This is a genomic window from Kitasatospora cathayae, from assembly GCF_027627435.1.
GTDB lineage: Bacteria > Actinomycetota > Actinomycetes > Streptomycetales > Streptomycetaceae > Kitasatospora > Kitasatospora cathayae.
This window is the reverse complement of the sequence record NZ_CP115450.1, coordinates 3,414,977-3,430,220: the sequence shown is the minus strand read 5'-3', so window position 1 is coordinate 3,430,220 and position 15,244 is coordinate 3,414,977. Positions and strand designations below refer to the sequence as shown.

Sequence of the window (15,244 nt, the reverse complement as noted above, 5' to 3'; positions counted from 1 at the left end):
TGCAGGTTTGGACTCTAGACCTGGAAGGGTCTACAGTTCTACCCATCAGCACGGCAACGGGCCGGGCGAGAGGGAGGGACCGGCAATGAAGGTCAGCGAGTTTGCGAAGCGATCGGTTGACCGTGGCGTCTACGTCGTGGGGCGGGTCGGCAAGGGCAAGACCCTGCACATCCTGGACCAATGGGCGGGTGAGACGCTCTGCCGCAAGCGTGCCGAGAAGATCGGGCACTTGCTTGAGACGGATGACCGCACGCTGTGCGTCAACTGCGACAAGAACACCATTGGTGCCACGAAGACCATGGCCGACTACCCCGCACCTGACCTGACCAACATTCCGGGCCTGAACATCACCACCGAGGGAGAGACCGAAGTGCCGAAGACCGAGACCGCCGAAACCCCCGAGACGACGCAGGAACAGATTCAGGAGCAAATCACGGCCAACATTGAGCGCGTGCGCTCCCTGGCGGAGGCGGACAACGAGGAGGGTGCGGCCGAGATCGTCAAGGAAACCAAGTCGCTCATCGACGCCGCCAAGGGTGCGAGCAGCACCGCAACCAACAAGCTCCGCAAGGGCTTCCGGGACGAACTGGAAAAGGCGATGCAGGCCAAGCCGGCTGAGCCCATCAAGCCCTCTAAGGAGGTGGTCCCGGTCGTCAAGTACGAGGACATTGAAGGCGTCTCGGACCTGGTCCGCATGGGTGCGGCCATGGTCAGCGAGGGTATCGCCGGGCTGGCCAAGAGCTCCGACGTTGCCGACAAGGTCGGGGCCATTCTGCTGGACATGTGGCTCCGCATCGAAAACCCCAAGACCGGGTGCTCGGACCTGCGTGGAGACTCGGACGAAGCCAAGCGCGCTTCCAAGGACATGTACGCTGCCATCGAGGAGGAGCTGAAGGGGAACCCCGACGGAGCGAAGATCTTGGACAGCTACAAGCGCCAGATTCAGCGGCGCAGGCAGCACCGCACCGTAGAATACGTCCGGGCGCTGGACAACAGCCCGGAGGAGCATCGGCACTTTGCGAAGGCGCTAGAGGCCAACCCGGACCTGTCCCCGAGTGAGGCTGTTCGCAAGGTTTGCCGGATCGCGGAGAAGTCCGAGATTGAGAAGACCCTTGAGCGCGACGCAGCCAAGCGTCAGCTCAAGAACGCGCAAAAGGCGCTGGAAAGCGGCAAGCTGGAGGGGGAGGAGGCTGAAGAGGCAAAGAAGATCGTTGCCGAGGCTGCCGTTCCGCCGGTAAAGCGCGCTATGGCCGCGATGGACAAGGCGGAAAAGTCGATCAACGCGGCGCTCGACCTTGCGGGGGAACTGGGCGAAGTGGAGCTGCTGGCGCTGAAGCAGCGCATTGAAACGCTCGTGAACGGCGCCTCGGAGCGCAAGGCCAAGCTGTAACGAACTGGTAACGGCCCCCGTTCGATTGGACGGGGGCCTACCACATGGAGGACCCATGTACGTTGCAGCAATCAAAAGCCCCAGCGGCAGGATCGCGAAGCGAACGTTCGACTCTGCGGAGCTGGCAGCCAGGCATCTGCTCATCCTGATGAAGGCTGACAAGTGGACCGGGGATGAGAGCGAGGCTGTCAGATCGCTCACCGCCGGCACGCCGCTGGAGCACAAGGGCTTTGAGTACCACGTGGAGCCCGTAAGCGGCCCGTAGCCGCACGCGTAGCCCCCGCCAGGTGTCCGGGTTGGCGGGGGCCCTGGTAGGCCCGCTAGACCCCCGCCTAGCCATTCCGGCTGGGCGGGGCTTTCCAAAGGGGAGAGGGAAGACCCGTGAGTGACCCGATCGTTGTTCCGCAGTCTGCCGCGTGGTACGTCCGCGTTGGGCTGGCTACGGCGCTTGAGTACACGGAAAAGTTCATCGCCGACACCGAAGACCTGTTGGCCAAGGAGGACGCCCCGGGTGCTATCCGTCAGTCGCTAGAGGGGATGTTGCGCCACAAGCACCAGCTTCTCGGGGAGATGCGCGACGAGTACGCAACCCTGCCGGACGAGATCCGGCCGCACGACATCCTGTTGCGCGTGGAGACGCCGGAAGGGCTCACGTCCAAGCGTGTTACTGGCCTGGCTGACTGGTTCCACGCCGTAGAGGACGGCGCGACGCTGTGTGAGACGGCGGACAAGCCGAACCCGGTTCACTACTCGCACTCTTGGGTCACCTGCCCGACCTGCATCCGTGCGCTGGCGGAGCGCGTTAGGGACGAAACCCCGGCAGAGGCGCGCCAGGCTGAGACGTACGCCGTGGAATGGTCGCGGGGAGAACTGGAGTACATCGCTGAGAAGTTGGCGACAGCGCGAAGCAAGATGGACGACAGCACGCTGAGTGCCACCACGCGCCGCAAGTACCGCAAGCAAGCGGCGGCACTGGACGCCATGCTGACTGAGCGCAGGGCAGACGCCGAGCGAGAGAAGACCGAAGCGCTCCCCGAGGGCTACACGGCAGCGCGGCTCCGCCCGGACGACATCGCCCACGCGTTCAAGGACGGCGACAGCGCGTGTGGAGAGTGGGAGGTTGTTCCCGGGTTCTTGATCGGCGCCGACAGCGTCGAGTGTGACGGATGCCTCGCCGCGCTGTCGGCCCTGTAGCGCCCGTCTGACGCCCGTTCTACCCCCGTCCGGCCGGTTGGTCGGGCGGGGCCCTCAGAGGACATGGAAAGTGGTGAACAATGATCGATGTGACTCTTGCATTTCCGGACTGGGACGCCAAGCGGACCGTGCCCGCCGTTCCGCGAGAGGGTGAGCACCTGATGTGGACGGACGGGTCAGAGTGAACGGTCTCCTACGTGACGTGGGGGCTGCACCCGGAAAATGTCACGGACGTGACTGTCACACTCGACCCCCGCAAAAGCTTCTGAGCGCCCCTTAGGCGCCCTTTCAGCCCCTGTCTGGCCCACCGGCCCGGCGGGGGCTTTTTCTTGCCCGTAGACGGCCGCGCAGGGCTTCTGTTACCCAGGGTCGTAGCCGGCCTAGCGGAGAGTAACCAGCGGGAGGGGAGCCTGCCACCCCATGACGAGCATGACGATTAAGACGGTACTTCGGGTATCCCTATAGAAATCTAAAGAGATACCGAGACAGACACCTTGAACGTCATGTCCGTCATACCCCGAGAAACCGGTGCGCTCCAGCGCCAGTAGAAGCACTACTAGGCGAAGGGGGCCCGCCAAATGGCAGGCGTTCATACCATCCAGCGCGGCGGATCACGGTTCTACGTAGACCCGGACAACGGGCGCGTCAAGGTGCCCGGCGTCACCTCCGTAATCGGCATGCTACCCAAGCCGTTTCTTGCGTTCTGGAACGCGAAGATGGTTGCTGAACTCGCCGTCGACTCGTTGCCGTTTGTGGCTGCGATGGCCGAGCGCGACCGCACCGGCGCTGTCGACTATCTCAAGGGTGCCGCCCGCCGTTACACCAAGGTTCGGGCCGAGATCGGCAGCGCCGCTCATGACGCCTTCGAGCGGCTGATTCGTGGTCAGGACGTCGGCCACGTCCACCCGGACATTCAGGCCCACGTGCGCCATTTCCGGGAGTTTCTGGCGGCTGTGAACCCGGAGCTTGTCCGCGCGGAAGATGTGGCGTGGTCGGATGAGCACGAGTACGCCGGCTCGTTCGACGCCATCCTGCGCATCTGGGTTGACGACGACCACCATGTGACCCCCGATCGTTCCGGCCGCCCCATGCTGGTGATGGTCGACTGGAAGACCTCCAAGGACGTTCACGCCGAAGTGGCGTTGCAGATGGCCGCGTATGCCCATGCTGACCGAATCATTGCGGCGGATGGCAGCAGCCAGCCTATGCCAACCTTTGATGGAGCAGCAGTGCTGCATATCACTGAGGAGCAGTGGGCGTTCTACCCGGTGCGTATCGACGCCGACGTGTTCGAGTTCTTTCTGAGCCTCCGTCATGTCTTCAGCTGGGACCGGGAAGCCAACAAGACCGTGATTGGCCGGAAGCTGGCAGCCAGCGCGGCGAAGCTGGTCACCGGCACACAGAGGCGGGCAAAGTGAGGGCGTCTGAGCTCATCGCAGTACTGCAAGGGCTAGTTGAGAACGAGGGGGACCCGGTCATTTATGCGCCCGGCGAGTTCATGTCGTGTGGCTGCTGTCGGTGGGACCCTAGCCCGGTGAGTCCGCCGGAGTTTGTTTCGCTGGGGGCGGGCGCCTACTCGAACGACAATAAGGGATGGGTACTGTGACTGTTGAGTTCACGCCGTGGCCGAAGACCAAGCGGCTGTTCCGGGACATCACCGTTACCGAAAAGCTTGACGGCACCAACGCCGCCGTGCACATCTACGAGAATGCGGACGCGCCCGGCACCTACGGCATTGCCGCGCAGTCTCGGAACCGCATCATTACGCCGGATCTCGACAACTACGGCTTCGCCCGCTGGGTCCACGAGAATGCCTCTGCACTGGCCGAACTCCTCGGCCCGGGGCTGCACTTCGGCGAGTGGTGGGGGAGGGGCATCCAGCGCGGCTACGGGCTCGATGAGCGCCGTTTCTCGCTGTTCAACACTGACTACCACCGGCACACCTACGCGGTCATTGGCGGGGTTGAGATTCAGCGCGTTCCCGTGCTGTATCAGGGGACGTTCAACGAGGCACGCATCCGTTCCACGCTGGGCCGGCTCGCACAGTATGGCTCCGTTGCTGCACCGGGGTTCATGAACCCCGAAGGTGTGTGCGTCTGGCACTCACAGACTCGCCAGGTTCTCAAGGTCACGCTCGACAGTAACGACGCCGGTAAGTGGGAACTCCCTCCGACTAACTGACCACCTACCAGATCTGGTAGAACCCATGCCCCGCGCCGGACTATTCCCCGGTGCGGGGCACAGTTGTGTCCGGAAACCCTTGCGCTCCAGGGCAATTAGAAGGAAATTCCCCTCCCTGATTGCACTGGAGAGCGCATGACCGCCTACGCCCGCGTCACGCTGTCGGACAACCAGATCATGACCACCCTTCGCGAAGTCGTGGCCGAGCGGCCGTACTTCATCTACAGCCCTCCGGAGCACCACGACGACGACACTGCGCGTTGCTACTACGTCCATGTGGATGAGAATGGCGACAACGAGACCCCCGGCTGTCTGGTCGGTGCGGTACTCAACCGCCTTGGCGTCCCGCTGGATGTGCTGGCCAAGTACGAGGGTTCCGGCGCGGGTTCGGTCTCCCGTGCCGTGGCCAACGTCAGCGACACGGCAGCACTGGCGTTGGCCGTTGCGCAGGATGCCCAGGACAACGGGGCAGCCTGGTCTCGTGCGTTGGAGGCCGCCGAGCAGTATGCGCCGGTCGCGGCTTTCATCTAGCCCGTGACACACCCCCGATGGCTCCGGCTGTCGGGGGCTTTTTCATGCCCGCAATCGCCGGAAACCCTTGCGCTCCAGGGCAATTAGAGAGAGAAACAGTGCGCGGCACGGAGCGGCGCACCCCGAACTACTGGAGAGTGCATGGCGCTTCGCATCTTCGATACCGACCCCGAGGCTAAGCCGAAGCCCCGTTTCACGGATGACACCGTGGGCCGCTTCCACTCCGGCAAGGCCGTGGACAACGTTCCGGTGGCGCTCAGCGAGTGGCGCGTCTCGACCGGCGATCCCGAGGTGGCCGACGCAATCGCGCAGCTTTTCGGCGGTTCGCCAGTGGAGCTGGAGACCACGAGCGAGAACTACATCTCCGTTGAGACTGACCAGCCTAAGGTCCTGGTGGTCCTGGATGGCCCCAAGGCGATCCACGCGGACATGAAGCTTTGGAACCGGTCGAAGCTGGTGCACCACTGTGACGGCGTGGAGTTCCTGTCTCCGGAGGAAAAGAGGGGAAGCCGTTGCGGCTGCCCAGAGCTGTTCGCCGAGCGGAAGCAGGCCGCTAAGGACTACATGGGTCCTTCCCCGTCTATCTCGATCACGTTCCGGCTGGCAGACGACTACGAACTTGGAAAGTTCCGTTTCCAGTCCGGCAGTTGGAGCCTGGCTGAGGTACTTCACGAGTACGAGGCCGCCCTTGCACGCATCGACGGTGAGGCGCTGGCCGAGCTGACCCTTGAGCTTGTGGAGTACACCACGAAGAAGGGTCGGGCCGTGTCTTACTACAAGCCGGTGCTGAAGGTTCTGAAGTCCTATGCGGATGCCATCGCCGACCCGCGCTGACCACCAAACACCCCAACCAATTTAGGAGAGTTCACCCATGGCGTTCTACCTCATTGCCCGCACCGACAGCGTCAACGAGAACGAGTTTGATGGCTTCGTGGTCCGCGCAAAGGGTCGTCGACAGGCGCTGGAGCTGGTGACCGGCGGCAAGACCGGGGAGCCGTTCGACGGTTTCAAGAAGGACGGTTCCAACGTCCGGGTTGAGAAGCTGGACGACTCCCGCCAGCACAACAACTCCGTCATCCTGGCTAGCTACATCGGTTCGTAATGGCTGGACAGCAATGGGGGCCCTGGGGCGAGCCGGGTAGGCCGCTCCGGGGTTTCTCGGACGACGAGATCAAGGCGCCGCTTTGGATGTGGCCCGCTGAGTTGGCGCGGGCAGTTATTCACGAGCGGCGCCGCCGGTTCGGCTGGGACGACGACGAAGGGGCGGGAAATGGCTAAGGCAGTGTCAATCGAGAAGCAGGGAACGCTGACCGAGACCACGGTCGCTCTGACGCTTTCACTACAGGAAGCGGAGTTTCTCGCTGCCGTGCTGGCGAGGATTGGCGGTGACCCTCTCAACAGCCCGCGCAAGCATCAGAAGTCGATCAGTTACGCGCTCCATGATGATGCGGGGGTTCGTTGGGGGATTGGCGCATCCCGGCACGCAAGTGCACTGTCGGAGGGTCGCATCATGTTCGACAACTACCCGGACGACTGGACGGAGTCCGAGCGTGGCTAAGCGCGGAGTCGTGACCGACTACAGCGGGCAGGAACTCTACCCCGGCGATCTGGTCGCATACTCGGCCCGGCAGGGCAACCGAGTGCGCATGGCTGACGCGATAGTGCGTGAGGTGAGCGCAAAGCTCGTCCAGGTGCCTGGAGTTGGGTCCATGCTGGTGCCCGTTCTCAAGATCCAGCCCACCGGAGTTGAGTCCGGGTTCACGAAGCGGCGCAAGCTCCGTGAGGAGTGGATCAGCGCTGAGCACGTGCGGCTGATTGTTCCGCAGGCAGAGCGCGGCTAGGCGCACCAATGAGGGCCGGACATGTACCAACACGGTGCACGTCCGGCCCTTTCGTATTGGCCCACCTACCAGATCTGGTAGGTGGTCAAGTCGGCTGAAGATAGGTGGACTTCATGGTGGTGTTGATTTACGTGCTGGCTGTGCTCGGTGCGTACTACTTGGGCACTCTGCTGAGCCGGTGGTCCGGCCGTGGCTAGCTGTGAACTGTGTGGGCGCGAAAAGCCGGCCGAGGACTTTCTGGCGGGCAAGGCTCGCAAGCCGTCGCGTGCATGCCAAGCGTGCCGCAATAAGCGCCGTGCGGCGCACGTGAAGAACTACTACCGGCGCTTGTCGCCGGACAAGCGCCACACGGTCACGCACAAGCGTCGCGCTGAGGCGTACGGAGTGGAGCACGTGGAGTACAGCCGAACGGCGATTCTTCGGCGCTGGCGATACCGGTGCGCATACTGCGACGAACGCGCGACACACCTTGACCACGTCGTCCCGCTAGCACGCGGGGGAGCGGACGCTGAATCCAACGTTGTTCCCGCATGCGCCAGTTGCAACCTCTCCAAGGGCGCGAAGACCCTAGCCGAATGGATGGCCACATGAGACACCCGGACGACGAGAGAGCCGCGCTCGTGATGGTCCTGTTCGGCCTACTGCTGGCGTGGATGACCGGCCTTTGGGTCGTGGGCGGGCGATAGGAAACCGTTGCGCTCCAGCGCCAGTGAGAGGAAGGAATCCCTTGAAATTCACTGACGTACTCGGACGCTTTGCGCAACTCACCGAGGAGGCGGACGGGGGCTATCTGGCGCTGTGTCCGGCACATGCGGACTCCCGTCCGTCCCTTCGGATTTGGCGCGGGGATGACAACAAGGTGCGGATCACTTGTCGTGCCGGATGCACCCCCGACGCGGTAAGGGTCGCTGCCCGGCTCAACTGGGCCGACCTGTTCGACGCTGAGGGTGAAGGGCTGACCGTTCCTCGCGAACCCCGCAAGCCGGCCGGATCCGCCCACGTGGCGGCGCTGGCGTACTTCGTGGACTGCACGTCTGCCGCGTTGTTTGACTACACGGAGCTGGGCGCAGAGGAAGCGCGAGGCTATCTCGCTGATCGGTTCGGGATCGGCGATGATCTAGCGGCAGAGCTGGAACTTGGCTACAGCCCAGCCGGTACGCAATTCCGCTACGCGTCACGGGCGTTCAGCACGTATCGGCGGCTGACGGTGCCGCTTCGCGACTTCAGCGGGCACCCGCGCGGCTTGCAGGGGCGGGACCTTTCCGGCAAGTGTCCGGGTCGGTGGGTCGGGCTGATGAACCCCGAAGGCCACCGATGGGCCCCCTACGGCGTGTTCAGGGGGCAGGGCGGCTACGGGGTCACCCTGGTCACTGAGGGCCCGGGAGACGCCCTCACAGCCGTTTCTGTGGGCTATGACGCGGTAGCCGTCCGGGGTGCCTCGCTGGCCGGTTCGCCGGAGCTTGTTGCGGAGCTTGCCGCCGGGCTCAAGGGGGCTCAGGTGGTGGTCGCTGGCGACAACGACACAGCGGGGCAGGGTTTCACGCGCCGTCTCGCGGACGGGTTGGCGGCGCACGGCGTACAGGTGTACACGCTGGCCATTCCCAACGCTGGGGACGACCTCACCGACTGGCGGGCGCGGGACCCCGATGCGTTCCCGTACAAGCTCCACACGGCCGTTAAGGCTGCCCGCCCGGTCAAGGATGCCAGCGAGGCACGCGCGGAAGCGCTTTCGGCAGACCTTGACGACCGAACCGGCGTGGTGAGCGTCGACAGTGATCAGGGTCGGGAAGCACTAGAGACCCTGAAGGGGCTTGCGGCGCAGTACGGCGAAACGGCCGATGTGCTCAACGCTGCCGCGCTGGTCGCCTGGACGGACGGTCGGATCAAGTACGCGCCCGGGTTGGGCTACTACGTGTGGAACGGGCGCGTGTGGGAGCGCTCCGAGGTGAAGGTCCGGCAGGAGATTCACCGCATGGGCGCCGCGCTGATGCTGTCCGGCAGCGAGGACGGGCGTAAGGCTTCGCGCGGATTCACGATGCGAACGAACATCGACAACCTGATGATTGAGCTACGGGCCGTCCCGTCCGTCCACGTGGACGCTTCGGAATTCGACGCCCGCCCGGACCTGTTGAGCTTCAAGAACGGCACGGTGAACCTTCGTACGGGCGAACTCCGGCCGCACGATAAGCGCGACATGCTGACGTACTGCCTGGATCTCGACTTCCGGGCGGATGCCGAGTGCCCGCGCTGGGAGAGCTTCCTTGCCGAGATCTTCCCTGAGGACCCCGAACTACCGGCGTTCATGCGGCGGTTGGTTGGCTACGGCGTGACCGGACACGTGAGTGAGCAGTGTTTCGCCGTGCTTTGGGGGAAGGGGGCGAATGGAAAATCGGTCCTCACGGACACGTTGACGGCGGTATTCCGCAACGTGTCCAAGACGACACCGTTCGCGACGTTCGAGGAAAAGCCATCCGGCGGCATCCCCAACGACGTTGCAGCGCTGCGCGGTTCGCGACTGGTTATGGCCAGTGAGGGGGAGTCAGGCAAGCCGATGTCCGAGGCGGTTCTCAAGCGCGTGACCGGCAAGGACATGATTGCCGCGCGATTCCTGAGGCAGGAGTTTTTCGAGTTCAAGCCGTCGTTTCTGCTCATGCTGGCCACCAACCACAAGCCAAAATTTCGCGGGCAGGACGAAGGACTTTGGCGCCGCGTGAAGATGATCCCGTTCAAGCGCTGGTTTGCCCCGCATGAGCGGGACTACGGCCTTGACGTCAAGCTGCTGGCGGAAGCTGAAGGCATCGCAGCATGGGCCGTGCGCGGGGCGGTTGAGTGGTTTCGCGACGGGCTCGGGGACCCGCCGGTCATCACGGAAGCAAGTAAGGAATACCGGGAAACGTCAGATGCGTTGGCCGGCTTCTTCCCCGGCGTCTTGGAGCGGGATGACGGCGCCCAGATGAGCGGCGCGGACGCGTTCAACAAGTATCTGGAGTGGTGCGAGGCGGAGAATCTCCCCGCACGTGAGCGCTGGACACGTCGCGTGTTTTACGACGCGATGGAGGAGCGTGCCGTTACGCGCAAGAAGACCATGCACGGCATAGCTCTCATGGGCGTACGAGATGCCAGCAAGTCTCCGCAAGCCGCAGGCCCGGGAATCTTCACCAACTGATGCAACGAGCTGACCACCTACCAGATCTGGTAGGTGGTCAGCTTGCTAGGGAGAGACATGCAGCAGCACCAGCACCGCATTGCGGGCGAGGAAGTCAACATCTTCGTACCGCAAGACCGGGTCGACCTGGATGTGTTCCTAGAGTGGGCGAGGTCTGCCGCCATGGCGGGCCCGCTGGCGCTGGACACCGAGACGACCGGGCTTGACATTTTCAGCCCCAACTACCGCCTCCGGACAGTGCAGTTCGGCACCCGGGACACCGCGTTCGTCGTCCACTGGGAGCGAGGCGGACACTTCCAGGAATACGCGCTTCGCGTGCTGCGAAACGCGCACAACTTCACGATCCACAACGCGCCGTTTGACTGGCTGGTCCTGGGTGAGCATGCGGGCATCCCGCTGGAGTCGCTGGCCCCACGGACCATAGACACCAAGATACTTGCGGCGCTGGTCGACCCCCGCCAACCCATGGAAGGGGGGATTGGGACCGGTCTCAAGCCGCTTTCGGCGTACTACATCGACCCGACGTCCCCGGATACTCAAGGGGACCTGACTGCCGTTTTTCGGTCGCTCGGCCTCACAAAGGCAACCGGGTGGCGCAGCATCCCGCTGGGCCACCCAACCTACAACCTGTACGCGGGACTTGACGTCATCCTCGGGTCGCGCATCCTGCCCATTCTGGTCTCGGAGCTGGACCGGCTAGGGGTACGCGACGCACTCCGGCAGTACGAGCACGAGATCGCCCGTATCTGCGCAGTGATGCAGCGAACCGGCATGGTCCTGGACGATGAGTACACGCGCGAACTGGACGCCGCCCTCGCGGCAGAGGCCGAGGAATTCGCCGCCGTGGCCGCCCGGTACGGGGTCGAAAACATCAACTCCACGGCGCAGGTAGCCGAAGCGCTACTAGGCATGGGTGAGCGACTGACCGAGCGGACCGCCAGCGGGGCCGTGAAGGTGGACAAAGCCGTTTTGTTGGCGTTGGCTGACCGGAATATGCAGTGGGAACCGTTGGGTGTTCGGCGGCGAAACCCGTTGGCCGAGGCGGTACTTAGGTCCAAGCGCGCGGGAAAGTGGCGCAGCGCATACGCGCAAACGTTCCTGGACGGAGCGGACTTGCGCGGTCGTGTGCACCCGAATATCAACAGCTTGCAGGCGCGCACGGGGCGCATGTCTGTGACTGGTCCGGCACTTCAGACTCTCCCGTCATCCGATTGGATGATCCGGCGCTGTCTGCTGGCGGACGAAGGACACGTCATGGTGTCCACGGACTTTGCTGCCGTTGAGATGTGCGTGCTGGCAGCGCTGGCCGACGTGAAGCGTATGAAGGAAGCCATAGCGGCGGGGATCGACCTTCACAACTTCACGGCCGGTCTCGTCTACGGGGAAGGCTTCACAAAGGCGCATCGCAAGATCTGTAAAGGGGTCGGGTTCGGCACGGTGTACGGCGGTGGCCCGGTCACTATTGCCCGCCAGACTGGCGCGCCGGAGGATGACGTCCGGTTCGCGCAAGCGAAGTACCACCGGGTGTATCCGGAAATCAAACGAACCGCGCAGCGTTGGCAGCGTGAGGCGTATGCGTCCGGCATGGTGACCGTGTCGGTTACGGGGCGCAGGCTTCCGCTGGACCGGGATCGCGCGTATGCGGTGGTGAACTACCAGGTTCAGTCGGCGGCGCGCGACTGCCTTGGGCAAGCCATGATCACCATGGAAGAGGCCGGCCTGTTGCCGTACCTCCGCTTGCCGATTCATGACGAAGTGCTGGCGTCTGTTCCGGCTACAGAGGCCGAGGAACTGGCCCGGGAAATTGAGCGGTGCATGACTTTCGACCTCATGGGTGTGCCGATTTCTGCGGAGGCTGAGATTGGCGGGCGTTCGTGGGGCTCTCTGTATGGGGCCGACTACTGAGTGTGAGGCCGCCCACTGCGGTACGTGCCCGTGTACTTGCGGGGGGTCACCTACCAGATCTGGTAGGTGAAGACTTCGGAAAGTCGCACCGCGCCGCGCGGGGTGTCGTGTGAGCGTCTACAACCCGTGTAGACAATTTATATCGAAGGCGCTGGCTCCGCCCCGCCTATCATCCCCAGGTAGGACGTGGCTGGCGCCTTCGGTTTGGGTGGTTACAAGGCCGTTATCTGACGCACAGTCAGTGGAATTCAAGATTGAACAACCCCGTGTTGCGGGCATAGATTCGCCGTCGGTAGCACACCTGATCCGATTGTCAGTGGCCCCGCATATGGTGGGGCTCACAGCACGGGGGGCACCCGAAACCGGGGAAACCGTTGCGCTCCAGGGCCAGTAGGAACCGAGGAATTTAGGAGTCGCAGTGATCAACCTGTCTGAGCAGCAGATCGCAGACGCCAAGGCAAGCGACCTTGAAGCCACTGCCGCCGTGATCCGCGAGACGGAAGACCGGGTTCTCCAGCTGGCCAAGCGTGCTGCGACCGTCGGGGGGCGCGTGAACCACGATCTCATGGACGAGTGCGCACAGGAGGGGCGCATTGCGGTCTGGGAGTGCATAGAGCGCTTCGAGGGCACGACGGTCGCACAGTTCTTCACCTTCGTTGACCGCACGGTCCAGGGCCGACTTACGGACGTGCGCAAGGTGGAGACTCGGCAGGGCGTCAGCCGGTCGGCCGCCAACGACTTTGAGCGCTGCTTGCCCATGGCCGGGGGTGACCCGTACGAGGCCGAGAAGCTGGCTTGCGCGCCGGATTCGCCGCTTGGCAAGCGCCGGATGACCCCTGACATGGCGCTTGCGTGCCGCATGGCTTGGCAGGGCGTTGAGCACATCGACCGGCCAGCCTTCGGTGCCGAGGAAGACACCCCGGGCGAGCGTGCCTACCGCATCGAAGCAACGTACGGCGTGCCTGGCGAGGACATGACTCCCGCCGACGTGGAGAACGAGCGCAAGAACGGCATTCGGACGGCCGTACGCGGAACGCTCGCCAAGATGCCCGGCGGGCAGGCCCGGGTACTGCGCGCGGACTACGGAATCGGGGACAGCGCGTACTACGGAGACGTGGTCGGCGGGGCGGACGCGGAAATGGCGCACGACTTCGGCGTGACCATGAACGCAATCAAGGTTGCGCGCAGCAAGGGTAAGAAGACCTTTGCCGGGCTGTATGTTGCGGGCGAGTTCGGCGCTCTGGCGAGCTAGTTGATAGACGCGCGTGCGGCAATCGCCCGGTACTACGGGGGCCGCCGCACCCCTCCCAAGACCTACTCCCGGGCGCGCATCTTCGCCCGCTGGCGCGGCTGTTGCTACTGCGACGGACCGGCGGAAGTTCTGGACCACATAGACCCCATATCGCGCGGCGGCGCCGATGCGGCGGGCAACCTGGTACCGGCATGCTCCGCCTGCAACGCCAGCAAGGGAGCGCTCACGCTGTCCGAATGGGCCTCTACGTTCTAGGAACGCCAATGCCTCGGTACAAGACCTGTGACGGTTCCACCATCCAGATTCGACCACTCACGGCCCGACTGGTCGACGTGCACGTGATGAACCCTGCCGGAGAATCCATTGCCACCGTGCGGACCACCCGCGCAGAGGTGGTAGTGATGATCAACGCGGGTAGACTGGACCATGCCGGCCGGTAAATCATCCAGAGGAATGATGGACCACCTACCAGATCTGGTAGGTGGTCCTTTCTGTTACCAAACGGAGACCAAATGAAGAAGCTCCAGAGGCTAGCACTGGCCGTGGGCGCCATGTTGCTGGCCGCGCTCGGCATAGATGAGTGGTGGACCACCTACCGGATCTGGTAGGTGGTCCAAGATCTTTGGCGATTCGTGTTGCGCGAGCCGTGTGTGGGGTGCTTAAGTTCTCTCAGCGCCGGAGACACCGGCAAGGGAGAGGGGCAGTCATGAAGGTTCGCGTCGTGCTCACGGTTGATGTCGACCCCGAGCAGCCGGCCGAGGCGGTCAGCCAGGCCGCCGCAGCGGCATCGTGCCCGACGCACCCGCAGGCAAGCGGCCGTGCGGGGGACGAGAAGTACCACACGGATGGCCGGTGCCAGCGCCACACGGAGATGAGCACGGATCAGCTCCGCAAGGGGGACGTCGTGATCACGCACGGCATGCGGGTCTTGCTGGAGGAGGAGCCGCGCGTCTACCCGAAGGGTGATCGGACGGTCTACGCCTTTGATGGCCGCGTGGCCAACCTGGAGGAGGTCAAGGCGCACGGTCACGTTCCGCTCGACTACCTCCGCACGCACAAGTGGGTTGACGGTCAGGGTTGGGTTACCGACCGTGAGGACATGTGGCAAATCCAGGGCAACGAATTGGCTCGCTGGACCGTGGAGCGATAGGCAACAGTACGGCCCCGGGCACGTCACCCGGGGCCACCAACTGAAGATAGGGGAGAGGACATGACGGAGCTTGCCGCGCTGGACCCGCAGACCGAGGCGGACGCGCTGAAGGTGTTCCAGGAGTACCAGGCGCACACCAACTGCCCCGACTGTGGCCCAGGGTTCTGTGCCCGGCTGGTGCAGCTCCAGGACGGCATGAAGGCGGCATCCCAGCGGGCGCTCACGCCGTACGTGGTCAAGTTCGAAGACTCCACCATCCGGGGTGCGTGGGACGCGGACACTGCACACGGATTCGTTCGCCGCTACGGCGGTACTATCGTCAAGGCGCCAAAGGTGGCCAAGCAAAGGAGCTTCAGCATGATCGCACACGAGGACCCGGTAATTGAGAACGGAGTCGGCCGCGCATGGGTCTCGGAGGAGCGAGATGGAAAGTGGCTCAACATTCAGGTAGTCATGGAGTACGGCAAGGTCGGCAAGATTCTTCGCTTCCGCGAAGATGACGCACACTTCCTTCGGGCCTCTGTGGTGGACGCAATGCGGCCGGTGATGTCCGAACTGGACGCGCGGCAGGACTAGACCACCTGCACACGAGGGACCACCTACCAGATCTGGTAGGTGGTTTCTTCGTTTCTGG

General features: G+C 63.8%; 17 protein-coding genes. All 17 read left to right on the top strand.

Annotation, left to right across the window (positions count from 1 at the left end):
- Window positions 1–85 precede the first annotated feature (85 nt).
- The 17 genes from O1G21_RS15055 to O1G21_RS14985 all read left to right on the top strand — a co-directional run bounded on the left by O1G21_RS15055 (window position 86) and on the right by O1G21_RS14985 (window position 15,186).
- On the top strand, window positions 86–1,390 hold the full coding sequence (locus O1G21_RS15055) for a hypothetical protein (protein ID WP_270144116.1): 1,305 nt from the start codon (window positions 86–88) through the stop codon (window positions 1,388–1,390).
- A gap of 55 nt (window positions 1,391–1,445) precedes the next feature.
- Window positions 1,446–1,655 carry a hypothetical protein gene (locus tag O1G21_RS15050; RefSeq protein ID WP_270144115.1) on the top strand — a complete coding sequence of 70 codons (210 nt, stop codon included), beginning with the start codon at window positions 1,446–1,448 and terminating at the stop codon, window positions 1,653–1,655.
- Between the two features lie 116 nt (window positions 1,656–1,771).
- Window positions 1,772–2,584, top strand: a complete 813-nt coding sequence (locus tag O1G21_RS15045) for a hypothetical protein (protein WP_270144114.1) — start codon at window positions 1,772–1,774, stop codon at window positions 2,582–2,584.
- 578 nt (window positions 2,585–3,162) lie between these two features.
- Window positions 3,163–4,002: a hypothetical protein gene (locus O1G21_RS15040; protein ID WP_270144113.1), complete on the top strand. Its 840-nt coding sequence runs from the start codon at window positions 3,163–3,165 to the stop codon at window positions 4,000–4,002.
- 184 nt (window positions 4,003–4,186) lie between these two features.
- A complete protein-coding gene (locus O1G21_RS15035; RefSeq protein ID WP_270144112.1) occupies window positions 4,187–4,765 on the top strand; it encodes an RNA ligase family protein in 579 nt (192 codons plus the stop codon).
- Window positions 4,766–4,900: 135 nt separating this feature from the next.
- Window positions 4,901–5,296 carry a hypothetical protein gene (locus tag O1G21_RS15030; protein ID WP_270144110.1) on the top strand — a complete coding sequence of 132 codons (396 nt, stop codon included), beginning with the start codon at window positions 4,901–4,903 and terminating at the stop codon, window positions 5,294–5,296.
- 141 nt (window positions 5,297–5,437) lie between these two features.
- The gene (locus O1G21_RS15025) at window positions 5,438–6,130 is read left to right on the top strand and encodes a recombination directionality factor (RefSeq protein WP_270144109.1); all 693 of its coding nucleotides are present in this window, start codon (window positions 5,438–5,440) and stop codon (window positions 6,128–6,130) included.
- A 37-nt stretch (window positions 6,131–6,167) separates the two neighbouring features.
- A complete protein-coding gene (locus O1G21_RS15020) occupies window positions 6,168–6,398 on the top strand; it encodes a hypothetical protein (protein ID WP_270144108.1) in 231 nt (76 codons plus the stop codon).
- 168 nt (window positions 6,399–6,566) lie between these two features.
- Window positions 6,567–6,854 (top strand): hypothetical protein, encoded by a 288-nt coding sequence (locus tag O1G21_RS15015; protein ID WP_270144106.1) that lies wholly within the window; start codon window positions 6,567–6,569, stop codon window positions 6,852–6,854.
- A gap of 10 nt (window positions 6,855–6,864) precedes the next feature.
- Window positions 6,865–7,137, top strand: a complete 273-nt coding sequence (locus O1G21_RS15010) for a hypothetical protein (protein WP_270144104.1) — start codon at window positions 6,865–6,867, stop codon at window positions 7,135–7,137.
- A gap of 189 nt (window positions 7,138–7,326) precedes the next feature.
- The gene (locus O1G21_RS41790) at window positions 7,327–7,728 is read left to right on the top strand and encodes an HNH endonuclease (protein ID WP_405000646.1); all 402 of its coding nucleotides are present in this window, start codon (window positions 7,327–7,329) and stop codon (window positions 7,726–7,728) included.
- A gap of 136 nt (window positions 7,729–7,864) precedes the next feature.
- Entirely contained in the window at window positions 7,865–10,303 is a 2,439-nt protein-coding gene (locus tag O1G21_RS15005) for a phage/plasmid primase, P4 family (RefSeq protein ID WP_270144103.1), read from the top strand.
- A gap of 57 nt (window positions 10,304–10,360) precedes the next feature.
- Entirely contained in the window at window positions 10,361–12,208 is a 1,848-nt protein-coding gene (locus O1G21_RS15000; protein WP_270144102.1) for a DNA polymerase, read from the top strand.
- A 418-nt stretch (window positions 12,209–12,626) separates the two neighbouring features.
- A complete protein-coding gene (locus O1G21_RS14995; protein ID WP_270144100.1) occupies window positions 12,627–13,460 on the top strand; it encodes an RNA polymerase sigma factor in 834 nt (277 codons plus the stop codon).
- Window positions 13,461–13,715 carry an HNH endonuclease gene (locus O1G21_RS41785; RefSeq protein WP_405000645.1) on the top strand — a complete coding sequence of 85 codons (255 nt, stop codon included), beginning with the start codon at window positions 13,461–13,463 and terminating at the stop codon, window positions 13,713–13,715.
- Window positions 13,716–14,166: 451 nt separating this feature from the next.
- Window positions 14,167–14,610 carry a hypothetical protein gene (locus tag O1G21_RS14990; protein WP_270144098.1) on the top strand — a complete coding sequence of 148 codons (444 nt, stop codon included), beginning with the start codon at window positions 14,167–14,169 and terminating at the stop codon, window positions 14,608–14,610.
- Between the two features lie 60 nt (window positions 14,611–14,670).
- Window positions 14,671–15,186, top strand: a complete 516-nt coding sequence (locus O1G21_RS14985; RefSeq protein WP_270144097.1) for a hypothetical protein — start codon at window positions 14,671–14,673, stop codon at window positions 15,184–15,186.
- Window positions 15,187–15,244: the final 58 nt, after the last annotated feature.